Source organism: Kineosporia sp. NBRC 101677 (assembly GCF_030269265.1).
Classification (GTDB): domain Bacteria; phylum Actinomycetota; class Actinomycetes; order Actinomycetales; family Kineosporiaceae; genus Kineosporia; species Kineosporia rhizophila.
On sequence record NZ_BSTA01000004.1, the window covers coordinates 702,744 to 724,764 of the forward strand.

19 protein-coding genes are annotated in these 22,021 nt (G+C 70.4%); 4 read left to right on the top strand and 15 right to left on the bottom strand.

Annotated features, from left to right (window positions below):
- Positions 1 to 47: 47 nt before the first annotated feature.
- From QSK18_RS15900 to QSK18_RS15920, 5 genes are all read right to left on the bottom strand, one after another.
- A complete protein-coding gene (locus QSK18_RS15900; RefSeq protein WP_285619930.1) occupies positions 48 to 683 on the bottom strand; it encodes a nucleoside/nucleotide kinase family protein in 636 nt (211 codons plus the stop codon).
- A gap of 50 nt (positions 684 to 733) precedes the next feature.
- The gene (locus QSK18_RS15905) at positions 734 to 1,597 is read right to left on the bottom strand and encodes a sugar phosphate isomerase/epimerase family protein (RefSeq protein WP_232813535.1); all 864 of its coding nucleotides are present in this window, start codon (positions 1,595 to 1,597) and stop codon (positions 734 to 736) included.
- 27 nt (positions 1,598 to 1,624) lie between these two features.
- Entirely contained in the window at positions 1,625 to 2,374 is a 750-nt protein-coding gene (locus QSK18_RS15910) for an ATP-binding cassette domain-containing protein (protein ID WP_232813534.1), read from the bottom strand.
- On the bottom strand, positions 2,371 to 3,354 hold the full coding sequence (locus QSK18_RS15915) for an ABC transporter permease (protein ID WP_285619933.1): 984 nt from the start codon (positions 3,352 to 3,354) through the stop codon (positions 2,371 to 2,373). Before QSK18_RS15915 ends, QSK18_RS15910 begins: the two co-directional genes overlap by 4 nt.
- Before the next feature lie 157 nt (positions 3,355 to 3,511).
- Complete coding sequence (locus QSK18_RS15920; RefSeq protein WP_232813532.1) at positions 3,512 to 4,558, bottom strand: substrate-binding domain-containing protein; 1,047 nt, start codon at positions 4,556 to 4,558, stop codon at positions 3,512 to 3,514.
- A gap of 199 nt (positions 4,559 to 4,757) precedes the next feature.
- Here QSK18_RS15920 and QSK18_RS15925 point away from each other — a divergent pair, with 199 nt between their 5' ends.
- Both QSK18_RS15925 and QSK18_RS15930 read left to right on the top strand, forming a co-directional pair.
- Positions 4,758 to 5,984, top strand: coding sequence for an ROK family transcriptional regulator (locus tag QSK18_RS15925; protein WP_232813531.1), 1,227 nt, complete (start codon positions 4,758 to 4,760; stop codon positions 5,982 to 5,984).
- A gap of 44 nt (positions 5,985 to 6,028) precedes the next feature.
- Positions 6,029 to 8,248 carry an RCC1 domain-containing protein gene (locus QSK18_RS15930; RefSeq protein ID WP_285619936.1) on the top strand — a complete coding sequence of 740 codons (2,220 nt, stop codon included), beginning with the start codon at positions 6,029 to 6,031 and terminating at the stop codon, positions 8,246 to 8,248.
- A 44-nt stretch (positions 8,249 to 8,292) separates the two neighbouring features.
- Here QSK18_RS15930 and QSK18_RS15935 read toward each other — a convergent pair whose 3' ends face one another.
- On the bottom strand, positions 8,293 to 8,694 hold the full coding sequence (locus QSK18_RS15935) for a PPOX class F420-dependent oxidoreductase (RefSeq protein WP_285619938.1): 402 nt from the start codon (positions 8,692 to 8,694) through the stop codon (positions 8,293 to 8,295).
- A 68-nt stretch (positions 8,695 to 8,762) separates the two neighbouring features.
- On the opposite strand from QSK18_RS15935, the gene QSK18_RS15940 reads away from it, so the two are divergent.
- Positions 8,763 to 10,655 carry a propionyl-CoA synthetase gene (locus tag QSK18_RS15940; RefSeq protein ID WP_232813528.1) on the top strand — a complete coding sequence of 631 codons (1,893 nt, stop codon included), beginning with the start codon at positions 8,763 to 8,765 and terminating at the stop codon, positions 10,653 to 10,655.
- Positions 10,656 to 10,790: 135 nt separating this feature from the next.
- Here the strand turns inward: QSK18_RS15940 and QSK18_RS35955 are convergent, their stop codons facing one another.
- The 5 genes from QSK18_RS35955 to QSK18_RS15965 all read right to left on the bottom strand — a co-directional run bounded on the left by QSK18_RS35955 (position 10,791) and on the right by QSK18_RS15965 (position 17,000).
- Complete coding sequence (locus QSK18_RS35955) at positions 10,791 to 11,159, bottom strand: hypothetical protein (RefSeq protein WP_352396566.1); 369 nt, start codon at positions 11,157 to 11,159, stop codon at positions 10,791 to 10,793.
- A 1,782-nt stretch (positions 11,160 to 12,941) separates the two neighbouring features.
- Positions 12,942 to 13,709 carry an ABC transporter permease gene (locus QSK18_RS15950; RefSeq protein WP_232813526.1) on the bottom strand — a complete coding sequence of 256 codons (768 nt, stop codon included), beginning with the start codon at positions 13,707 to 13,709 and terminating at the stop codon, positions 12,942 to 12,944.
- 110 nt (positions 13,710 to 13,819) lie between these two features.
- Entirely contained in the window at positions 13,820 to 14,779 is a 960-nt protein-coding gene (locus QSK18_RS15955) for an ATP-binding cassette domain-containing protein (RefSeq protein WP_232813525.1), read from the bottom strand.
- 185 nt (positions 14,780 to 14,964) lie between these two features.
- A complete protein-coding gene (locus tag QSK18_RS15960; RefSeq protein WP_232813524.1) occupies positions 14,965 to 15,837 on the bottom strand; it encodes a glycosyltransferase family 2 protein in 873 nt (290 codons plus the stop codon).
- A complete protein-coding gene (locus QSK18_RS15965) occupies positions 15,834 to 17,000 on the bottom strand; it encodes a DegT/DnrJ/EryC1/StrS family aminotransferase (RefSeq protein ID WP_232813523.1) in 1,167 nt (388 codons plus the stop codon). The genes QSK18_RS15960 and QSK18_RS15965 overlap by 4 nt, the downstream gene beginning before the upstream one ends.
- A gap of 150 nt (positions 17,001 to 17,150) precedes the next feature.
- Here QSK18_RS15965 and QSK18_RS15970 point away from each other — a divergent pair, with 150 nt between their 5' ends.
- Positions 17,151 to 17,777, top strand: coding sequence for a PadR family transcriptional regulator (locus tag QSK18_RS15970; protein ID WP_232813522.1), 627 nt, complete (start codon positions 17,151 to 17,153; stop codon positions 17,775 to 17,777).
- On the opposite strand, the gene QSK18_RS15975 is transcribed toward QSK18_RS15970, so the two are convergent.
- From QSK18_RS15975 to QSK18_RS15990, 4 genes are read right to left on the bottom strand one after another with little or no spacing between them, the layout of a single operon-like run.
- Positions 17,774 to 18,568, bottom strand: a complete 795-nt coding sequence (locus QSK18_RS15975) for an ABC transporter permease (protein ID WP_232813521.1) — start codon at positions 18,566 to 18,568, stop codon at positions 17,774 to 17,776. The genes QSK18_RS15970 and QSK18_RS15975 overlap by 4 nt on opposite strands.
- Positions 18,565 to 19,467 carry an ABC transporter permease gene (locus QSK18_RS15980; RefSeq protein WP_285619947.1) on the bottom strand — a complete coding sequence of 301 codons (903 nt, stop codon included), beginning with the start codon at positions 19,465 to 19,467 and terminating at the stop codon, positions 18,565 to 18,567. Before QSK18_RS15980 ends, QSK18_RS15975 begins: the two co-directional genes overlap by 4 nt.
- 3 nt (positions 19,468 to 19,470) lie before the next feature.
- Positions 19,471 to 20,616, bottom strand: coding sequence for an ABC transporter ATP-binding protein (locus QSK18_RS15985; protein WP_285619949.1), 1,146 nt, complete (start codon positions 20,614 to 20,616; stop codon positions 19,471 to 19,473).
- 16 nt (positions 20,617 to 20,632) lie between these two features.
- Positions 20,633 to 21,886, bottom strand: coding sequence for an ABC transporter substrate-binding protein (locus tag QSK18_RS15990; protein ID WP_232813518.1), 1,254 nt, complete (start codon positions 21,884 to 21,886; stop codon positions 20,633 to 20,635).
- Positions 21,887 to 22,021 lie beyond the last annotated feature (135 nt).

The following is a 22,021-nucleotide window of genomic DNA, read 5'->3' on the forward strand; positions in this document are numbered from 1 at the left end:
AGGACGCCTGTCAGCACGAGTGCTGACAGGCGTCCTCAGTTTGTGGTTCAGTCCATCTCGACCACCAGATCGGCCCGGTGACTGGACGCCTCGATCAGCAGGGCGTTCGGCTGGTCGGTCTGCTCGATCCACTGCGCGGCGAACTCCGGCGTCTTGCCGAACCGCACGTGGCGGGCGAGCAGCCGTTCCAGCCGCAGATCCTCGGGGGTACGGCAGAACCAGACCTCGTCGAGCTGTTCCTTCGCCCTGTCCCAGTCGCCGCCGAGCAGCAGGTAGTTCCCCTCCGTGACCACCACGCGCGCTCCGGGAGACACCGGGATCGCCCCGGCGATCGGCTGCTCGATGGTCCGTTCGAATCCCGGCGCGTAGACCAGGTCGCCGGACTCACGCAGCCGCTGGAGCAGCGCCGCGTAGCCGAGGGCGTCGAACGTCTCCGGCGCCCCCTTCCGCTGCCGCAGCCCCAGCCGGTCGAGACTCACGTCGGCCAGGTGGAAACCGTCCATCGGGACGTGGGCCACCTGTTCGGGGCCGATCCGCTCGGCGAGCACTGTGGTCAGCTTCTCGGCCAGCGTGCTCTTGCCGGCGCCAGGTACCCCGGCGATCCCGACGATGACGCGGTCGCCCATTCTCCCGGCCGTCAGCTTAAGCACCCGGGCGGCCAGTTCGTCGAGAGTCGGTCGCACCAGGGCATCATGCCCTGCCGCAGTGTTCTGCAGGGGTACGGGCGCGCCGGTCACGGGTGCCGCGCTGCCGCGAGACCGTTCACCAGGTAGGACTGCGCGTGCTTGGCCAGGTCCATCCCGTCCGACCAGAGGTTGCGCCAGATCGCCAGGTCGTTGGACAGCCCGGGGGCGACCACGGCCGAGGAGAACGACTCGAAGGTGATCGGGCCGGTGTAGTCGATGTCGGCCAGGGCGTGGAAGAACCCGGTGAAGTCGATGTGCCCGCTGCCCAGGTAGCCGCGGTGGTTCTCGCCGATGTGCACGTAACCCAGCCGGTCGCCGACCTCGAGCACCGGGCGGACCATGTCGGTCTCCTCGATGTTCATGTGGTAGGTGTCGAGGTGGATCCTCACGTTGTCGGCGCCGATGTCGTCGGCCAGCAGCAGCGCGTCGTGGGCCGTGTTGATCACGTTGGTCTCGTAGCGGTTGCAGATCTCGAGCATCAGCGTGACGTCGTCCTTCGCCGCCTGGGCGGCCAGGTCGCGCAGGACGCCGACGACGTTCGCCCGGCCGGCCGCGGACAGCGGCTGCGAGGCCTTGCCGAAGGCGCTGTACAGGGCGCCGGCGAACATCTTGCCGCCCAGTCCGGCGGTGATCTCCAGCGACCTGCTCAGCAGTTCCGCACCGCGGGCCACCACGGCCGGGTCCTCGCTGGAGACGTCCGCGTCCGGGGCCAGCCCGCGGGAGCAGGCCACCTGCAGCCCGGCCTTCTCCAGTTCGGCCCGGGCGTGCGCCACGTCCATGGTCAGGCCGTCGTGCAGGGAGAACTCGAGCAGGTCGTAACCGGCCTCCCGGGTGCTGCGGACGGCCAGTTCGACCTCTTCGGGGGAAGTGCTGCCGGCCCAGACCAGGGCGTGCACACCTAGGGGGTTCATCGGGTTTTCCTTACGTAGCAACGAGGTTCAGGACTGCTGGGCGCCGGTGATCAGGGCGACGATCTCTTCTCCGGTGGTCTCGGCGGTGCGGCGGCCGGCCACGCACCGGCCCGAGCGCATCACCCAGACCTGGTCGGACAGCCGCATCACCTGGGCGAAGTTGTGGCTGATCAGGAGCACGGCGTGGCCGTCCTCGCGGAGCTTGAGGATCAGCTGCTCGACCCGCTCGGTCTCCTGGACCCCCAGGGCCGCGGTCGGCTCGTCCATGATCACCAGCTTCGAGCTGAAACCGGCGGCGCGGCAGATCGACACGGCCTGGCGCTGGCCGCCCGACAGCCGCCGCACGGTCGAGGTCACGCTGGGCACGTTCACCGCAAGCGCCGAGACCATGCGCTGCGCCTCGGCCTTCATCGCCTTGCGGTTCAGCAGACCCAGACCGTTGGTGATCTCGCGGTTGAGGAACAGGTTCTGCCAGACCGTGAGGTCCTCGACCAGCGCGAGGTTCTGGTGCACGGTCTCGATCCCGGCCTTCCGGGCGTCCTCGGGGTTGGAGAACCTCGTCTCCTCGCCGTCGAACACGATCCGGCCGGAGTCCGGGCGGTGGATGCCCGACAGGCAACGCACCAGGGTGGACTTGCCCGCGCCGTTGTCACCGACCAGGGCGGTGATCTCGCCGGGGCGCAGGGTCAGCGAGACCTCGCGCAGAGCGCGGACACTGCCGAAGGAGAGGCTGACGTCGTCGACGGAGACGAGGGCCTGGGTGGTCGTCGCGGTCACTTCTGGAACCTCATCAACAGGGCGGCCAGCACCACGACGATGCCCACCGACAGCGGCTGGTAGAACTGCGAGACGCCGACCAGGGTCAGGCCGTTGACCAGGACGGTCAGGACCAGGGCGCCGAGCACCGGGCCGATGATCGTGGCCCGGCCGCCGAGCAGGCTGACCCCGCCGAGCACCACCGCGGCCACGATGTTCAGGGTCATCGTGGTGTCGGCGGCGGGGGAGGAGGCGCCGATCCGGGCGACCAGGAGGATGCCGGCCAGCCCGGCCAGCGTGCCGGAGAGGGTGTACACGGCCACCTTGATCCGGGCCGTGCTGATCCCGGTGGCGGTGGCCGCCTCGGGCGATCCGCCGGCCGCCAGCACGTGGGTGCCGAACCGGGTGTGGAAGAGCAGGACGTGCGCGAGCAGGGCCAGGACGACGGCGAGCAGGAAGGTGTAGCCGACGATGCCCACGCCCTGGGTGGACAGCCGCAGCAGGAACGGGCTGATCACGGTGGTGGGCTTGCCGTCGGCCAGGATCAGCGCGAGGCCGGAGGCGGCGCTGAGCGAGCCCAGGGTGACCACGAAGTCGGGGATCCGGCCCTTGGCGATCAGGGCGCCGTTGACGGCGCCGAAGACCAGGCCGGCCAGCACCGCCGCCCCCAGGCAGAGCGGAAGGCTCCAGCCCTCGGCGAAGGTCCAGCCGAGAACCACTGCCGAGAAGGTCATCACCGAGGCCACCGACAGGTCGATGCCGCCGGTGGCGATGGTGAAGGTCTGGCCGACCGAGAGGATCACCAGGATCGCCGAGGCCACCAGGATCGACTGCACGTTGCCGGAGCTGAGGAACGAGGAGTTCAGCGACTGGAACACGACGGTCAGGCCGATCAGCCCGACCAGGGCGGCCCAGTCGGCCCAGAAGGCGGGGTCTCGCAGACGCCGGCTGCGCGCCGGGCCCGGGGGTGCCGGTGGCGCTTCGAGAGTGGTTGCGGACATCGCTGAACCTTTCGTGCCGCTGTGCGGCAGTGGTTTTCGGGCAGATCGAGGACGCCGGGGATCACCGGCGGAGGCCACCTCACCAAGGGGGGTGGTGGGGGCTTACGCGGACGGGGACGGCGTGGTCAGGTCTGTGAGCCGTCCCCGCGGTCCGGAACTACTTGAGCAGTTCGGCGATCGGGTCTTCGTACTCGCCGAACGGCTTGGGGGTGGCGGCCAGCGCCTTGTCGGCGACGTCGGCCGTGACCAGTTCGACGGGGGCGTCGACACTGGTCGGGAGGCTCTTGCCGGCGGCCGCGGCGGCGCAGGCCTCGAGGCCCATCTCGCCGATGGTGTAGGGGTACTGGGCCACGGTGGCGGTCAGCCCGCCGTCCTTCACCGAGGTCAGCGCCTCTTCGACGCCGTCGGTGCCGATCACCTTGACGTCACCGGTCTTCCCGGCGTTCTCGACGGCCCGCACCACGCCCAGGGCCATGTCGTCGTTGGCCACGTAGAAGCCCTTCAGGCCGGGGTTGGCCCGCAGCACGGTGGTGGCCTGGGTGAGCGCCTTCTCGCGGTTCCAGTCGGCCGCGACCGTCTGCACCACCTTGACCGAGGAGCCCAGGCCCTGGGTGAAGCCCTCGACCCGGGCGTTGCTGGTGACGTCGCCCGAGGTGCCGCCGATGACGGCCACGTCGCCGGAGCTGACCAGCTTGGTCATCTCCGCGCCGGCGAGCTTGCCGGCCTCGACGTTGTCGGTGCCGATGTAGGTGGCCGGGGTGGCGCCGGCCGCCTCGGCGGCCTCCTCCTCGACCGGGGAGTCGATGTTCACGATCGTCTTGTCCCGCGCGGCCAGCTGGGCCAGGCCCTGCACCAGGTTGGTGCCGGTGATCGGGTTGACGATGTAGCAGCTGAAGTCCTGCCCGGCCAGGGCGGTGAGCTTGTCGGCCTGGCCGGTGGTGTCGGTGATCGAGTTGGCCGCCTGGACGGTGGTCTCCAGGCCCTGGGCCGCGGCGCCGGCCTCGATGCCGTCTTCCATGGTCTGGAAGAAGGGGTTGTCGAGGCCCTTGATGATCGCGGCGACCTTGGCCGGGGAGGCGTCGCCGCCGGAGCCACCGGCCTCGCCCGAGGAGGAGGAGTCGCCGCAGGCCGCGAGCGCGACGGCGGCGAACGACAGGGGCACGCCGAGAGCGGCGATGCGACGGATCGAGGTGCTGGCTCCCACGTTGGAGCTCCTTTGCGTACGGGTACGGCTTCGTACCGCCAACGGTCTGATCGATTACATGCCCTCTTGCGTCGGCTGTCAATCGTTAAGACCAACCCTTTTGCAAAGTTGCTACGCAGAACTAGGATGGTCCCGTGTTGTTTACCCGCGAGTTCAGCGTCGACTTGCTGGAGCGCTGCCCAGTCCCGGCGGAGATGCGATGAGCGCCGCCCCCCTGCAGTCGCAGACCTCCGGCGTCACTGCGCCGACCAGCGTGAACAGCGGTGTGGGCGAGGTTCTCGCCCTGTTCCGCGGTGGCCGGGCCCTCACCCGGGCCGAGGTGATGACCCTGACCGGCCTGTCCCGCACCACGGTGAACCAGCGGCTCGACCAGTTGCTGCAGGCCCGGCTGATCGCGGCGGCGGGTGAGGGCAGTCCCACCCGGGGCCGGCCGGCCACCCGCTTCGCCTTCCACGCCCGGCGCGGGGTGCTGCTGGTGGCCGACCTGGGCGCCACCGGGATGCGGGCGGCGGTCTGCGACCTGAACGGCGAGATCGCCTCCGAGCGGCAGCGCCGGATCGACATCACCGGCGGTCCGGACGCGATCCTGACGCTGGTCGAGCAGGAGTTCGCGGCGCTGCTGGCCGAGACCGGCACCACCCCGGCGCAGGTCCACGGCATCGGCCTGTCGGTGCCCGGCCCGGTCGACTTCGCCCGCGGGGCGGTGGTCAACCCGCCGATCATGACCGGCTGGGACGGCTACGACATCCGTGGCCGCTTCGCCCGCACCTACGACTGCCCGGTCCAGGTGGACAAGGACGTCAATGCGATGGCGATCGGCGAGTACCGGCGCAACTACCCCGACGCCGGGCACCTGCTGATGCTCAAGCTCGGCACCGGGATCGGGGCCGGGGTGGTGGTCGGCGGCCAGATCTACCGGGGCGCCGACGGCGCCGCGGGGGACATCGGGCACTCCCAGCTGAGCCAGCCCGACGACGAGAACCAGCCGCTGTGCCGGTGCGGGAACATCGGCTGTGTAGAGGCCTACGTGGGCGGCTGGGCCCTGATGCGCGACCTGCAGGCCGCCGGGCGGGACGTCTCCAGCGTCGACGCGGCGATCGAGCTGGCCCTCTCCGGAGACCCGGTGGCGGTGCAGATCACCCGCCGTGCGGGCCGCGTGCTGGGAGCGGCGATCGCCGGTGCGGTAAGCCTTTTCAACCCGCGGGTGGTCGTGATCGGCGGTCAGCTGGCCCGGGTCGAGGGGCAGTTGTTCGCCGGCATCCGGGAGATGGTCTACCGCCGCTCGCTGCCGCTGGCCACCACGCGCCTGCAGATCGTGCGCAGTTCGCTGGACAACAGCGCCGGCCCGATCGGCCTGGCACTGTCGGTGGCCGACGCGGTCTTCGCCCCCGAGGCGGTGGAGCGCCTGATCACCGACGCCACCTGATCCGCTCCTCAAGACCGCCGGCCGGCGGCCGACCTAGGAAGCACATGAGGATCCGGCGCGCGCTGCTCGGGGCTGCCGTGGCGGCCCTGCTCGTGCTGGCCGCGGTGCTCCAGCCTTCCGTAGGGGCCGGTTTCACCGGCAGTACCGAAGTGCGCTCCGTGATCACGAGCCGGACCGACTTCGGGGTCGGGCCGGTCTTCCGCTGGGGGATGGACACCACTCCGCGGCTGGCGCCGGACCAGGTGGGAACCGCCTCGACCTGGGCGCAGGTCTCGGCCGGGAGCCAGCAGAGCTGCGCCCTGGGCCGGGACGCCGGTCTGTGGTGCTGGGGAACGAGCGGGACGGGCGAGCTGGGCCTGGGCAGCACCTCCGAATACGTCTACGGTCCGACCCGGCTGAGCACGGCCACCTATCGGCAGGTCTCGGCGGGGACCGGTACGACGTGCGCGATCCGGACCGATGGCACGCTCTGGTGCTGGGGGAACAACAGCGCCGGGCAGCTCGGCCTCGGCGACACCACCAACCGGTCGTCCCCGGTCCAGGTCGCCGGCGCCACCGACTGGTTGCAGGTCTCGAGCGGGCAGGCCTCGACCTGCGGCGTCCGGGCCGGCGGCACGCTCTGGTGCTGGGGCGACAACGCCTACGGGCAGCTCGGTCTCGCCGACACGGCCCGGCGGACCGTACCTGTGCAGGTGGCCCCGGACCGCTCCTGGGGCGAGGTGAGCGTGACCGCCCTTCACACCTGCGCCCGGACCACCGGCGGCGCGCTGTGGTGCTGGGGCAACAACGACAAGGGGCAGCTGGGGGTGGGCGACGCGGTCAGCCGCACCAGCCCGGTCCAGGTCGGCACCGCTACGGACTGGACCTGGGTGCGAACCGGCGGGCAGCACACCTGCGGGCTTCGGGCGACCGGCTCGGCGTGGTGCTGGGGGCTCAACTCAAGTGGGCAGCTGGGCGCCGGCGACACCGCCGACCGCGCCGTCCCGGTCCAGGCCGGCACGGCCGGCAACTGGACGTCGGTCGAGCTCGGGACGGCGCACACCTGCGGGCTCCGGGCCGACGGCACCCTGTGGTGCTGGGGCAGCGGGACGCGCGGCATCCTCGGCACCGGCACCACCGCGAACCGGTCGCAGCCCACCCAGATCGGGGCCGACACCGACTGGGCCGGGGTGAGTTCCGGTGGTCAGCACACCTGTGGGGTGCGGGCCGGCGGAACGGTCTGGTGCTGGGGCTACAGCATCAACGGGCAGGCCGGGCACATCCTCACCGCGCCGGCCCGGATCGGGTCGGTCGACGACTGGCAGCGGCTCGGGCCCGGGCGGCTCAACCTCTGTGCGGTGCGCGAGAACGGCACGCTGTGGTGCTCCGACTACAACGGCTCGGCCCAGCTCGGCCAGGGCGACTACACGTCCCGTCCGGCGCTCACCCAGGTGGTGGCGGGCACCGCCTGGAACGCGTTCTGGCGTTCGGTCGGCATCGGGCAGTACCACGTCTGCGGGATCCGCCGCGAAGGAACGCTCTGGTGCTGGGGCGAGAACACCCAGGGCGAGAACGGTTCGGGCAACACCACCACCTACGGCACCCCGAACCAGGTCGGGACGGCCGCCGACTGGGCCACCGTCTCGGCCGGTCTGCAGTACACCTGCGCCACCCGGGTCGACGCCTCTCTGTGGTGCTGGGGCCTGAACTCCTCCGGTCAGCTGGGGCAGGGCGACATCACCAACCGCAGCACGCCGGTCCAGGTCGGGTCGGCCACGGTCTGGCGTCAGGTCAGCTCGGTCTACGGGGTGACCTGCGGGATCCAGGTCGACGGCAGCCTCTGGTGCTGGGGAGCCAACAGCCGCGGGCAGGTGGGGGCCGGTGACACCGCTGCCCATCGGACTCCGGTCCAGGTCGGCACGGCGCAGGACTGGGTCGAGGTGAGCACCGGACGGGTGCACAGCTGCGGGATCCGCGGCGGGGGATCCCTCTGGTGCTGGGGCAGTGGCAGCAACGGCCAGCTCGGTCTCGGTGACAACACCCAGCGCACCGAGCCGGTCCAGGTGGGCACCGCGACGGACTGGTACGCGGTGAGCGCCGGTTACGCCCACACCTGCGCGGTGCGACGTGACACCACCCTGTGGTGCTGGGGGTTCAACGGCGCCGGCCAGCTCGGCCAGGGCGACACCGTCGACCGGAACGCTCCGGTCCAGGTGCCGGGGATCAGGACGTCGCGGATGGCGACCAGCTGGTTCGGCACCTACGCCACCCAGATCGAGCCGTAGCGGCAACCCCGGCGCAACCTCGGGCCCCGCATCATGCGGGCATGTCAGTCAGCGGTGGGCACGTGCCCCAGGACCCGGTCGACCTCGATCGCCACGACCACCCGCTGCGGGTTCTCCCGGGGCTGGCGATAGCGCTGGGCGTAGCGGCGCACGGCGTCTTCCACCGCCTCCGCGTCGTCCAGCACCCGGGCCGGGCCCTCCAGGGTGAGCCAGTAGCGTCCTTCCATCACGCTCACCGCCGCCCGGCCGCCCCGGGCCGCGTTGCGCGCCTTGACGCTGGTGCCCGAGCAGATCACCCGCACCCGCCGGGCCGGTGCGTCCCAGGTGAATCCCACCGGGGTGACGTGCGGGCTGCCGTCGGCGCGCAGCGTGGTGAGGGTGGCCAGGTGCCGCTCGGTCAGCAACGGCAGGGCGGCTTCGGGCAGCTGGGCGGGGTCGAAGGACACCCGGTCAGGGTGTCACGGATGATGAGCACCGGATCCGCCAGGGTCAGGAACCACGATCGGGAGGACTCATGAGCAGCGGACAGGGTGGCTACGCCGAGGCGTACCGCAGGAGCCTGGAGGACCCGGCCGGGTTCTGGGCCGACGCGGCCCGCGAGGTGGCCTGGATCAGGAAGCCGAAACAGATCCTGGACGAGGGCAGTCCACCGGTCTACCGCTGGTACCCCGGCGCCCGGCTGAACGTCTGCTACAACGCCCTCGACCGGCACATCATCGAGGGCCGCGCCGAACAGGACGCGCTGATCTACGACTCACCGGTCACCGGCACGCAGCGTCGCTACACCTACGCCGAACTGCTCGACCTCACCGCCCGTTTCGCCGGCGGGCTGGAGGCCTGCGGGGTGACCAAGGGCGACACCGTGCTGATCTACCTGCCGATGATCCCCGAGGCGGTGATCGCCATGCTGGCCTGCGCCCGGATCGGGGCCGTGCACTCGGTGGTGTTCGGCGGGTTCGCCCCGGCCGAGCTGGCCGTCCGGATCGACGACGCCCGGCCCAAGGTGGTGGTCACCGCGTCCTGCGGGATCGAGCCGACCCGGGTGGTGGAGTACAAGCCGCTGCTCGACGAGGCGCTGCGCCGGGCCGAGCACGAGCCCGAGACCACCGTGGTGGTGCAGCGTGAGCAGGCCCGGGCCGAGATGGGTCCGAAGGACGTCGAGTGGCGCACCCTGATGACGCCGAATGCTGTGCCCCCGGCCGGTTGCGTCGCAGTGGAGGCCACCGACCCCCTGTACATCCTGTACACCTCCGGAACCACCGGACGTCCTAAAGGAATCGTTCGGGACAGCGGCGGTTACGCGGTGGCCCTGACCTGGTCGATGAAGGCGATCTACGGGGTCGGGCCGGGGGACGTCATGTTCACCGCCAGCGACGTCGGCTGGGTGGTGGGCCACTCGTACATCGTCTACGGGCCGCTGCTGGCCGGCGCCACCACGGTGCTCTACGAGGGCAAGCCGATCGGGACCCCCGACGCCGGGGCGTTCTGGCGCGTGGTCGAAGAGCACTCCGTGAACGCGATCTTTACCGCGCCCACCGCCTTCCGGGCGATCCGGCGGGCCGACCCCGACGCGGAACTGCTTGCCGGTCGCGACATCTCGAGCCTGAAGACGCTGTTCCTGGCGGGCGAGCGGCTGGACCCGGACACCTACCGCTGGGCCTCGGAGAAACTGGGCGTACCCGTGGTGGACAACTGGTGGCAGACCGAGACCGGCTGGCCGATCTGCGCCAACCCCCGCGGTCTGGACGATCTGCCGATCAAGCCGGGCTCCCCGTCGGTGCCGATCCCCGGCTACGACGTGCAGGTGCTCGGGCCCACCGGGGAGGTGCTGCCGCCCGGCACCGAGGGGGCGATCTGCCTGCGTCTGCCGATGCCCCCGGGCACCCTGGCCACGCTCTGGCAGGACGACGACCGGTACGTCTCCAGCTATCTGTCCGCCTTCCCGGGCTGGTACCTGTCCGGCGACGGCGGTTTCAAGGACGAGGACGGGTACGTCTTCGTGATGGGCCGGACCGACGACGTGATCAACGTGGCCGGCCACCGGCTCTCCACCGGTTCGATGGAGGCCGTGCTGGCGGCCCACCCGGCGGTGGCCGAGTGCGCGGTGATCGGGGTGCACGACGAGCTGAAGGGGCAGCTGCCGCGCGGTCTGGTGGTGCTGAAGTCGGGTGTGGACACGCCCGCCGCGCAGGTGCAGACCGAGCTGGTCGAGCTGGTGCGCTCGGAGATCGGCGCGGTGGCCTCGCTGCGCCGGGTCGACGTGGTGGCGGCCCTGCCCAAGACCCGCTCGGGCAAGATCCTGCGCAAGACCATGCGCCAGATCGCCGACGGCGCCGAGGTCACGGTGCCGAGCACGATCGAGGACGCCTCGGTGTTGGAGGCGCTCGGCCCGGTGCTGCGCAGCTGAAAAAGCCGGTAGGGCGCATCCGCGGCCGGATGCGCCCTACAGGTCGATCTTCAGGGAACCGTCGAACCGGACGCTGCGAATGGTCTGGACCTCCGCAGGCCGGGCCTCGATCGCCCTCGGGGCGGGGGTACGCCCTCAGATCTCGATGGTGCGCTCCAGGTTCGCCAGCTTCCGGCGGGCCAGGGCCAGGTTCGAGCGGTGCTTGTCCAGGGCGAGGTACAGGAACAGCCCGATGCCGGTCTGGTCGGTGATCAGCCGGATCAGGTGGTACTGCGAGTCCAGCGTGATCAGGATGTCCTCGATGCCCTCGCGCAGGCCGAGTGCCTCCATCGTGCGCAGCTTGGCCCGCACCACCTCGGTGTTGCCCGCCGCGGCGACCTCGAGGTTGAGGCTGCCGCCACCGGCCTGGCCGAGAGTCATGCCGCTCGTGTAGTCCACGAGCGCGACGCCGACGGCGCCGTCGATCTGCATGGCTTCCTTGAGAACGGTGTCGATGTTGGTCATGTAAGCATCCTTTGGCGAGCGGAGTTGCAGAGCGGATCCGGGCCGATCGCCCGGACCGGGGCCCAGAGGTCTGCGGGCAGGACTACCAACCGGCCCCGCGGACCGGCTGCCGAGATGACTCTCTGGTTGTCTCTCGGCAGGCCGGGCCGGGAACCAATCCGCCGATTGGTCGGTCCGGCGACGCATCGTGCTGTCCGGTTCCACTGCGGGGGCCGGGTGGCCCTGCAGGTGCCGGAGGTTCAGGGGTTCGGTGGTCGGCGAGATCGCCGGGGGTGTGGCCGGGGGCTGGTACGCCGCCGGGGTCACGGGCGGGGCCTGGTAGGCCGGCGGAGTGACGGGCGGGGCCTGGTAGGCGGGCGGAGGCACGGTCGGGTGCTGATAGGCCGCCGGGGTGACGGCGGGGGAACCCACCGGAGGCGTGCCGTAACCGGTGCCGTCGTAACCCTGGTAGCCCGGGTTGGCGTAGGGCGCGCTCGGCGCCGGGCGCCCCTGGCCGGGGTGGGCCGGCTGCTGCTGCCCGTACGGCTGTTCGGCCGGGCGGGGGGCGGAGGCCTGCTGGGGCCGGGGAACCCGCCGGCGCTCTTCGTGACGGTAGGCACCCGCGGCCGAGGTGGGGGGCGGAGCCACCGGGCCGGCCTGCGCGCGCGGGGTGTGGGGGGCATGGGTGGCGGTGGCGGCCGCTGCGGCGTGGGCCGCGGCCGCCTGGCGCCGCGCCTCCTCGACCGGCTCGGCCGACACCAGGTAGGTGCCCGAGACCGGAGAGATCACGGTGGCGGAGGCGATGATCGCCTCGGCACCGGTGACCGGAGGCACCACTTCGGCGGCCTCGGGCACGCCGTGCTGCGGGGTCGGCGGCTGGGAGGAGCGACGGCTGCGGGCCGGCAACGGGGCCCCCGGCTCGAACGCGAACCGGTGCTCCTGCGACTCGGAGCTGACCCGCAGGTCGATGTGGTCGCCACCGCGCATGTCGGCGGGCCGCAGCGGGACCGGCATCTCACCGGAGTCGGTCGGCGTGGGGGCGGGGACGGCCGGACGGCCGCCCTCGGCCGGGCTCGGGTTGGCGTGCTTGGCGTCGCTGCGGGTCATCCGCTGACGGATTCCGGCGAAGCCCCGGGGTGAATTACTCATCGAGTCTCCAGTCGTCCAGGGCTGGCGGCTCATACGCAGATGTGTGCCTTCCCCACTGTCCGGACAATGGAAACACACGTTGTCAGGCCAGGGAAGCCGCATTCCGGAAAGCTGTCGTCATTCGGGCTCGGCCTCGGCCGGAAACACCTGGGCGGATCTCTTTCCGGAACTCAGGGTGACGAAACTGTGATGGATTGTGCGGGCGGTCGGGCACTCGCCGTGATGCTGTCCGAGGCATTCCGTGTCAGCAGGGGCCTCGGTAAACGCTGCATTCTGACGCTGGGTAGACCAGCGGCAACACAGTGACACAAATCTATGTCAGAGTCGTGGGAATGAGCCTCTGCGTAATGGCGTCATCACGATCGGCATTACTGCGGAGCGTTCATCTGCCGACTCTCCGGACGCCTTCCGGGCGTTGCGTATTTGTCATGGTCACGGTTCGGTGACGCCGAGCGGCCCGCTCGGAGAGAGTTGTAAACCTCACGGGATAGTCTCACCCGATCGGAGTAGGCAACATAAGGGAAAACCCCCGGAATTCGCCCGCGGAATTGCGAGCAGCAATTTGAGTATGTCCGTTTCGGGCATTTTAATGGGGATTCTTGTCGGCCGACCGGGCCTTGAGTGAGACCCGGCCGGCCGCATGAGTCAAGTTGATCAGGCGGACTCGCGGCGGAAGGTGCGGGCGCCGAACCACAGCGACGCCGCCACCAGGGCGGCGGTGGCCAGCGACCCCCACAGGGCCGAGGCGCTGGCCAGATCCCCGGAGAAGAACGAGCGGGTGGCGTCGACGGTGTGCTTGAGCGGGTTGACGTCGGAGAGGTGGCGCAACCAGGCCGGCGCGAGCGACATCGGCAGCAGGATCCCCGAGAGCAGGAGCAACGGCATGGCCAGGCCGTTGAACAGCGGGGCCAGCGCATCCTCGCTGCGCAGCAGCAGCGCGCAGCCGTAGGAGAGCGACGCGAAGGCCGCGCCCAGCCCGGCCACGATCAGCAGGGAGAGCAGCACCCCGGCGATCGGGGCCCGCAGGCCGAACGGGACGGCGGCGGTCAGCAGCAGCACGGTCTGCACCACGATCACCACCACGTCGCGCAGCACCCGCCCGGCCAGCAGGGCCACCCGGCTGCAGGGGCTCACCCGTTGCCGTTCGATCACGCCGGCCCGGTACTCGGCCACCAGGCCGAAGCCGACGAACGCGGCGCCGAACATGCCCAGCTGCACCAGCAGGCCGGGTACGAAGATCTGCCACTCGTCGCCCGGGGGCAGACCCGGGGTGCTGGCCACCACCGGTTTCAGCAGAGGGCCGAAAAGGGCCAGGTAGAGCAGGGGCTGGGTCAGGCCGAGCACGACCCAGACCGGATTGCGCAGGCTCAGGCGCATCTGGCGCTCGAAGGTCAGCCAGGTGTCACGCCACACGGAGTTCATCGTCGGCTCCTCGGTCGAGAACAGAGGACGGGTCGGGTCGCCGTCGGCGGACAGCGGCCGGACCCGTGGGGATCGGGCCGGGTGAGGGGGTGCGCGGCTGTTCAGGCCGTTCAGGCGGCGGGCTCGTCGCGCAGGGAGCGCCCGGTCAGGTTGAGGAACACGTCGTCGAGCGTCGGGCGGCGCACCTCGATGCCCGCCAGTTCGACCTGTTTGGCGTCGAGTTCGCGCAGCAGCCGGGGCAGCAGGGCGCCGGCCTCGGGCACGTGCACGGTGATCTGGTCACGTTCGACGGCGGGCTCGTCGGCCCCGGGGAGGGCGGCCATCACACCCACCGCGTCGGCCCGCCGACCCGGCTCGGCCAGCCGGACCACCACCGCGTCGCCGCCCACACCGGCCTTCAGCTCTTCCTTCGTGCCGGCCGCCACGATCCGGCCGTGGTCGATCACCAGCAGCCGGTCGCACAACTGGTCGGCCTCGTCCAGGTAGTGCGTGGTCAGGAAGACCGTGCCGCCCAGGTCGTCGCGCAGCCGGCGGATGTGGTCCCACAGGTTGGCCCGCGACTGCGGGTCGAGCCCGGTGGTGGGCTCGTCGAGGAACACCAGGCCGGGGGAGTGCATCAGGCCGATCACGATGTCGAGCCGGCGGCGCTGGCCCCCGGACAGCGACGAGCACTTGCGCTCCCACAGACCGTCCAGGTCGAGCTGGCCGAACAGTTCCTGGCCCCGGGCGGCGGCGTCGCGCCGGCTCACGCCGTACAGCCGGGCCTGGTCGACACACTCCTCGCCGGCCCGGGCCTCGGGCAGGGTGACCCCGCCCTGGGCCACGTAACCGATGTTGCGGCGCACCCCCACCGGATCACGCAGCAGGTCGTGCCCGGCCACGGTGGCCTGGCCCGAGGTGGGGCGCAGCAGGGTGGTCAGCATGCGCAGGGTGGTGGTCTTGCCCGCCCCGTTCGGGCCGAGGAAGCCGACGATCTCGCCGGTCTCCACGTCGAGGTCGACCCCGCGGACGGCCTCGACCGGGCCGGTGCGGGTGGTGAACGTCCTGGTCAGTGCGCGGGCATGGATCATGGCAACTCGTCCCCCAGAGTCTTGGCCTGCACAAAAGCGTTGTGCGCCAACTGATCACGCGGTGTGCGACAGATCCGCGACATCACCATGGTGGACCCGTCCGGGTGAAGTAGTCAAGTTTGACTACTTCGCGTGGGGCAAAGACAAGGGGCCGTGCGTGGTCACGCACGGCCCCTTCCGGACTCCTACAGGTACAGGACCCGGTGCCGAAGGCTGCCCTCGAGGCGGCCGACCGCGATGCCGGCCACGGTGGCGAGGCGGGCCCGGCCCTCGGGACGGAACGCGCCGGGCAGGGCCATCAGCACCCGCACCCAGCTGCCCAGCATCTGCCGCGGGCCGCGCCGGCGCATGCCCGCGTTGCGGAACTTGCGGTAGAGGACCACCTCACCCACACCGTAACCGCGCTCCTGCTGGTAGATCTCGCGCGGCCCGACGCGGTAGCGGTAGTGCAGCACCGCCCCCGGCACGAAGCTGGCCTTCACCCCGGCCCGGTCCAGCCGCCAGGAGATGTCCAGGTCGTGCTGGGTGGGCAGGGACTCGTCGAAACCGTTCACCCGCTCGATCGCCTCGCGCCGGGCCCCCATCGAGGCGCCCACCACGGCCGGGCCGTAGTTGCAGTACTCGTCGATCTGCTTGCTCTGCAACAGGTCCCGACGGGCCCGGACGGCGGGTGGGTTGAGCAGTTCGACGTCGAGCTCCCCGCCCACGTAGGGGGCGGTGGCCAGGGCCCGGGCCATCCGGTCGAGGTAGCCCTCGGCCAGCAGGTCGTCGCTGTCCACGAACACGAAGACCTCGCCGGTGGTCCGGGCGATGCCGTGGTTGAGGGCGGTCGCCTGGTACCCCGGTTCGGGCACCCGCAGGACCCGGAAGTTGGGCAGGCGGTCGGCGAACCGCTGGGCGACCTCGACGGTGGTGTCGGTCGAGCCGTTGTCCACCACCACGACCTCCCACCACCCCTCGTACTTCTGGGCCGCGACCGACTCCAGGGTGTCGGCCAGGGTCGAGGCGCTGTTCCGGCAGCAGATCACCACGCTCAGCGTGGGAGGTGCGCTCGTCATCCGGCGGCGCCGAAGAAGGTGTTGACGGCTGTGATCACACGCTCGAGGGTGGCATCGTCCATGTACGGGTGCAGCGGCAGGGTCAGGACCTCTTCGGTGGCGGCCTCGGTCACCGTCAGCGGGCCGCGCCGGCTGGCGGCGTAGAAGCTGAACTCGTGGGCCCCCAGGAAGTGGATGCCACTGGCCACGCCGTGCTCGTTCAGGTGCTGGATCAGGGCCTGGCGGCGGCTGCCGTCGCGCAGCCGCAGCACGTAGATGTACGGCGCCACGTCTTTCCAGGCGGTGTCGAAGAGCCTTACGTGCCCGGCCTTCTCGAGGCCGCCGAAGGCCCGGTCGTAGATCCGGCAGTACTCCTGGCGGTTGCGGATGAACTCGTCGGCCAGCCCGAGCTGGGCCAGGCCGATCGCGGCGGGCACCGAGCCGAGGTGGCAGCGGTAGCCCTGGCGGACCACGTCGAACTCCCAGTTGCGCTGGTTCTTGTAGCGGGCGTCGGTGTCCGAGTCGATGCCCAGGTGCCGCAGCTCGTGCAGGGCCTGCACGTCGGCCGGGTCGGAGGTGACCACGGCGCCGCCCTCCAGGGTGGTGATGGTCTTCACCGGGCCGAAGCTGAAACAGGTGATGTCGCCGAAGGAACCGACCGGGCGGCCCTTGCTCAGGGTGCCGAAGGCGTGCGCCGCGTCCTCGATCACCCGCAGGCCGTGCCGGCCGGCCAGCTCGGTCAGCTCGTCGAGCCGGCAGGGCAGGCCCAGGTAGTCGACCGCCAGGACGGCCCGGGTGCGCTCGGTGACCAGCTCCTCCACCCGGGCCGGGTCGATGCTCAGGAAGCCGTCCTCGATGTCGCAGAACACGATCTCGGCGCCGGTGCGGCTCATCGCCTGGTGCCCGGCCACGTAGGTGAAGGCCGGGGCGATCACCTCGTCGCCCGGGCCCAGGCCGATCAGGCGCCCGGCGATGTGCAGCGCCTCGGTGCAGGAGTTGGTGGAGACCACGCGCCGGCCGTCCAGGCGCAGGAAACGCTCGAGCCCGAGCTCGAACTCCTGGCTGAGCCGGCCCATGCCGAGCCAGCCGGCCTCGAGGGCGGACTGCGCTGCGGCGGTGACCTCGGGGCCCAGGTAGGGCCGGTAGACCGGGATACGTTCCAGGGCTGTCGTGGGCGTGGGCATGGAACTCCTCATCGCTCGCGGTGCCGGCGTACGGACCAAGCGCGTTATGACCCAGGTCACACGCACCTTACGTTCCGTTAGGGTTCGCGGCAAGCATCCGCCCGGCCGGTGCGGCGCGGATTCGCCCGATGGGCGGCATAGGCTTCGGCCATGTCCGTGACCAGGCTTCTCGTGCTGGGGGCCGTGCGCATCTTCCAGCCCACCCACGGCTACTTCGTCCGTCGGGAGCTGGGCAGCTGGCAGGTGGCCGAGTGGGCGCACCTGAACCCCGGTTCGGTCTACAACGCGCTGCGCGGCCTGACCAGGGAGGGGCTGCTGGTCGAGGAGCCGGACCCGGAGGGCGGCAGCAAGAAGAAGATGGTCTACCGCCTGACCGTGGACGGGGACACGGAGTTCCAGCGGCTGGTGCGCAAGGCCCTGTGGGAGCTGCACCCCTTCGAGCAGGACTGGATCAGCGCGGGCATCTCGTTCTGGTGGGTGCTGTCCCGCGAGGAGGTCGTCGCGGCCCTCACCGCCCGGATCAGCCTGCTCGAGGCCCGGGTGGCCAGCATCGGTTACACGGCGCGGGAGGTCGGCCCCTCGGCCCCCGGCCAGCCGGAGCACGTGGTGGAGATGTTCCACTTCCAGGTCGCATTGCTGCGCGCCGAGCAGCAGTGGGTGGGCGAGGTGCTGGAGCGCATCCGTTCCGGCAGCTACGGCTTCGCCGGTGAGCCGCCGGAACGGGCTTTCCCCGGCCAGAACCCGATGCTCCCGGCCGGGGAGAGCGACGCGACCTAACTGGCGAGCTGCTTCTCGCGGCGCCAGCGGAACAGTTCGGCCGCCAGCACGATGCCCATCGCCAGCAGGAACATCGCCGAGCCGATCACGTAGGCGTCGGCCGGGATACCGCGCTGCGCCGACACGTACACGAACTTCGGGAACGTGTTGACGTCACCGGAGACGAAGTTGGTGATGATGAAGTCGTCGAACGAGAGGCTGAACGCCAGCAGGGCGGCGCCGGCGATACCGGGGGCCACCAGCGGCAGGGTGACCCGGCGGAACGTCTCGAACTCGTTGGCGTACAGGTCCTGCGCGGCCTGCTCCAGGCGCGGGTCCAGGCCGGCGATCCGGGCCTTCACCGCCACCACCACGAAGCTGATGCTGAACATGACGTGCGCGATCACCACGGTGACCAGGCCGAGCTCGATCCGCAGGTTCAGGAACAGGGTCAGCAGCGAGGCGGCCAGGACCACCTCGGGGGTGGCCATCGGCAGGAAGATCAGCAGGTTGGTCGGGGTGCGGCCGCGGAACCGGTAGCGGGCCAGGGCGAAGGCCACCATCGTGCCCAGCACGGTGGCGATCAGGGTCGAGGCCAGGCCGATCTTCAGGCTGTTGCCGAGCGCCGCGCAGACGTCCGGGGCGTTGCACGGGTTGGTCCAGTTCTCCAGCGTGAACCCGCGCCAGGTCAGGTTGGACCGGGCCGGCTGGTTGAAGCTGAACACCATCACGTAGGCGATCGGGGTGAAGATGTAGGCGAACGCCAGCACCCCGTAGATGTGCAGGGCGTACTTCGAGAGCCAGCGCGTCATACCAGTTCCTCCGTGCCGGCGCGGCGGACGTAGAGCACGACCAGCACCAGGATGATCGCCATCAGGACGAAGCTGAGCGCGGCCGCGGTCGGGTAGTCGACCACCCGGAAGAAGCGGCTCTCCACCACGTTCCCGATCATCGTGGTGCGGGTGTTGCCCAGCAGGTTGGCGTTGACGTAGTCGCCCGAGGCGGGGATGAAGGTGAGCAGCGTCCCGGCCACCACCCCCGGCATCGACAGCGGGAAGGTGACCTTGCGCAGCACGGTCAGGCCGTTGCCGTACAGGTCGCCGCCGGCCTCGATCAGCCGCGGGTCGATCCGCTCCAGGCTGGAGTACAGCGGCAGCACCATGAACGGCAGGAAGTTGTAGGTGATGCCGGCGACCACCGCGATCGGGCTGGCGGTGACGGCCAGGTCCTGCGGGATCAGGTGCAGCCACTTCAGCGACGAGACCACCCAGCCGTCGTCCGAGAGGATCTGCCGCCAGGCCAGGGTGCGCAGCACGAAACTGGTGAAGAACGGCGCCACCACCAGCACCAGCAGCAGGTTCCGGGCCCGCCCGGCCCGGAAGGCGATCAGGTAGGCCAGCGGGTAGCCGATCGCCAGGCACAGCAGGGTGGCCAGGCTGGAGTACAGGAACGAGCGGGCGAAGTGCCCGCGGTAGGCGGTGATCGCGTCCCAGTAGTTGCCCAGCCGGAAGGTCTGGACGAACTCACCGGGAAGGCCGCTGCCGGAAGGGGTCTGGGTGGAGGTGCCGGCCAGGGTGAAGATCGGCACGATGAAGAAGATCCCGAGCCAGAGCAGCCCCGGCAGCAGCAGGAGCAGCACGGTGCGCAGTTGCCGGCCGGAGGCCCGGGGCAGGGCCTCGGTGTCGGCCGCGGTGGGGGTCAGGGCGGGCATCGCTCAGCCCTTCAGCGCGGTGAGCTCGGCCGCGTCCTCGTCGACCCCGGCGTCCGCGTCGCCGGCCAGGCCGAAGCTGTGGTCCGGTTCCCAGGCCAGCTGCACCTGCTCGCCGTCACGGAAACCGACGCCCAGGCCCAGGTTCTGGGAGAACACGGTGAGGTTCTGCCCCCAGGGCATGCGCACCAGGTACTGGGTGGACACGCCCAGGTAGCTCACGTCCACGACCACTCCACCCGTGAACCGGTTGAGTGCGTGCGGTACCCGCGCACCGGCGTCCATGATCTGGATCTTCTCCGGCCGGACGCCGAGCAGCAGGTCACCGTCGTTCTCGCAGCGACCACGCAGGATGCCCACCCGCTGGCCCTGCACCTCGACCACCAGGTAGTCGCCGTCGGTGCCGGCCCGGCGCACCGGCACCAGGTTGGACTGGCCCAGGAAGTTCGCCACGAACGTGGTCCGCGGCGCCTCGTACAGGTCGGTCGGCGCCCCCAGCTGCTCGATCCGGCCGTGGTTCATCACCGCCACCCGGTCGGCCATCGTCATGGCCTCCTCCTGGTCGTGCGTGACGTGCACGAAGGTGATGCCGACCTCGGTCTGGATGCGCTTGAGCTCGATCTGCATCTGGCGGCGCAGTTTCAGGTCCAGGGCGCCCAGCGGCTCGTCCAGCAGCAGCACCTGGGGCCGGTTCACCACGGCCCGGGCCAGGGCGATGCGCTGCTGCTGACCACCGGACAGCTGGGCCGGCCGGCGCTTGGCCAGGTGGCCCAGCTCGACCAGGTCGAGGGCGTCCAGGGCCTGCTGCCGCACGTTCTTCACCCCACGCCGGCGCAGGCCGAACGCGACGTTCTCGAACACCGACAGGTGCGGGAAGAGCGCGTAGTTCTGGAAGACCGTGTTGACCGGCCGCTGGTACGGCTTGCGGTGGGTCACGTCCAGACCGCCCAGGTGGATCGTGCCCTCGGTGGGTTCCTCGAGCCCGGCCACCATCCGCAGGGTGGTGGTCTTGCCGCAGCCCGACGGGCCGAGCAGGGCGAAGAACTCGCCCTGCTCGATCGTCAGGTCCAGGCCGTCGACGGCCGTGAACGCGGAGAACCGCTTGGTCACGCCGCTGAGCCGCAGGTCCGAGCCCGCTTCCGCAGTCGCCATGGTGAAACCCCTTGTTTCAGTTGCCGAGGACGCGCTGGAACTCGGAGGTGAACTCGGTCTCCTCGGTGCCCTCGAGCGTCCGGAAGACCTTGACCTTGGCCAGGTCCGCCTGGTCGGGGAAGATCTTCGGGTTCTTGGCCAGGGCCCGCAGTTCCTTGTCCTTGCTGGAGGCCATGACCTCCTGGGCACCCTTCACCGGGCAGATGTAGTTCACGTAGGCGGCGACCTCGGCGGCGACCTCGGGGTCGTAGTAGTAGTTCATCAGCGCCTCGGCGTTGGTGCGGTGCGGGGAGCCGATCGGCACCAGCATGTTGTCGCTCCAGAGGGTGCCGCCGGCCTCCGGGATCGCGAACCCCCACTTGTCGCCGTTCTCGGCGTTCAGCTGGGTGATGTCGCCGGACCAGCCGATCACCGCGAGCGCGTCGCCGGAGATCAGGTCCTCCTTGTAGGAGTTGCCCTTCACCTGGCGGATCTGGCCGTTGGTGAGCTGCTCCTCGAGCACGTCGAGGGCGTTGCCGAACTGGTCGGCGGTGAACGCGCCGGAGATGTCGACGCCCTGGTTGAGCATGATCAGGCCGAGCGTGTCACGCATCTCCGAGAGCACCTCGACCTTGCCCTTGAGCTCGGGCTTCCACAGGTCGTCGACGCTCTTGAGGCCCTTGGGCAGGCGCTCCTTGTTCCAGGCGATGCCGGCGTAACCGGACTGCCAGGTGAGCGAGTACTTACGGCCGTTGTCGAAGTCGACCGTCTTCAGGTTGTCCAGGATGTTCGCGGCGTTGGGCAGGTTGGCCTGGTTCAGCTCCTGCACGTAGCCCTGCTTGATCACCCGGGCGGCCATGTAGTCGGTGAAGACGATGACGTCCTTGCCGATGTCCTGGCCGTTGCGCAGCTGGCCCTGGATCTTGCCGTAGTACGAGTCGTTGTCCTCGATCGCCTCGTCGTACGTGGCGGTGATCCCGGACTCCTTCTCGAAGGCCTGGAGCGTCGGGTAGTTCTTGGTGTTGTCGTCGTAGTCCAGGTACAGCGTCCAGTTGGCCCAGTTGACCTTCTTCTCGGTGGCCGAGAGGTCCTTGGCGGCCGTGGGCCTGCCGTCGCCTTCACCGCCGCTGGTGCCGGGGGCCGAGGTGCCACAGGCGGCGAGGGCGGCGCCGAGCCCGGCGGTGCCGGCTCCGGCGAACAACGTCCGGCGGCTGAACCGGCCGGCCGAACGTTGCGCGCGGATGACAGCCGCGGCTTCGGGGGAAAGCGGACGGCGGCGGCGCTGGGTCATGGGACGTAAGTCCTTTCCTGACACTTCGGGTGGCGCTTCGGGAGGGCGACCGGACGCATGGGCAGGCGTCAGGCTAAGTGCGGAATTCGGCTCCGGCGCCTATCACGCACTGTTCGCAACACGTCGTTAACTTTC

Excerpts from the sequence above, each read along its gene's own strand:
- QSK18_RS15905 (WP_232813535.1), bottom strand. The coding sequence starts at position 1,597 with ATGAACCCCCTAGGTGTGCACGCCCTGGTCTGGGCCGGCAGCACTTCC.
- QSK18_RS15915 (WP_285619933.1), bottom strand. The coding sequence starts at position 3,354 with ATGTCCGCAACCACTCTCGAAGCGCCACCGGCACCCCCGGGCCCGGCG.
- QSK18_RS15925 (WP_232813531.1), top strand. The coding sequence starts at position 4,758 with ATGAGCGCCGCCCCCCTGCAGTCGCAGACCTCCGGCGTCACTGCGCCG.
- QSK18_RS15930 (WP_285619936.1), top strand. The coding sequence starts at position 6,029 with ATGAGGATCCGGCGCGCGCTGCTCGGGGCTGCCGTGGCGGCCCTGCTC.
- QSK18_RS15940 (WP_232813528.1), top strand. The coding sequence starts at position 8,763 with ATGAGCAGCGGACAGGGTGGCTACGCCGAGGCGTACCGCAGGAGCCTG.
- QSK18_RS35955 (WP_352396566.1), bottom strand. The coding sequence starts at position 11,159 with ATGACCAACATCGACACCGTTCTCAAGGAAGCCATGCAGATCGACGGC.
- QSK18_RS15950 (WP_232813526.1), bottom strand. The coding sequence starts at position 13,709 with ATGAACTCCGTGTGGCGTGACACCTGGCTGACCTTCGAGCGCCAGATG.
- QSK18_RS15955 (WP_232813525.1), bottom strand. The coding sequence starts at position 14,779 with ATGATCCATGCCCGCGCACTGACCAGGACGTTCACCACCCGCACCGGC.
- QSK18_RS15960 (WP_232813524.1), bottom strand. The coding sequence starts at position 15,837 with ATGACGAGCGCACCTCCCACGCTGAGCGTGGTGATCTGCTGCCGGAAC.
- QSK18_RS15965 (WP_232813523.1), bottom strand. The coding sequence starts at position 17,000 with ATGCCCACGCCCACGACAGCCCTGGAACGTATCCCGGTCTACCGGCCC.
- QSK18_RS15970 (WP_232813522.1), top strand. The coding sequence starts at position 17,151 with ATGTCCGTGACCAGGCTTCTCGTGCTGGGGGCCGTGCGCATCTTCCAG.
- QSK18_RS15975 (WP_232813521.1), bottom strand. The coding sequence starts at position 18,568 with ATGACGCGCTGGCTCTCGAAGTACGCCCTGCACATCTACGGGGTGCTG.
- QSK18_RS15980 (WP_285619947.1), bottom strand. The coding sequence starts at position 19,467 with ATGCCCGCCCTGACCCCCACCGCGGCCGACACCGAGGCCCTGCCCCGG.
- QSK18_RS15985 (WP_285619949.1), bottom strand. The coding sequence starts at position 20,616 with ATGGCGACTGCGGAAGCGGGCTCGGACCTGCGGCTCAGCGGCGTGACC.
- QSK18_RS15990 (WP_232813518.1), bottom strand. The coding sequence starts at position 21,886 with ATGACCCAGCGCCGCCGCCGTCCGCTTTCCCCCGAAGCCGCGGCTGTC.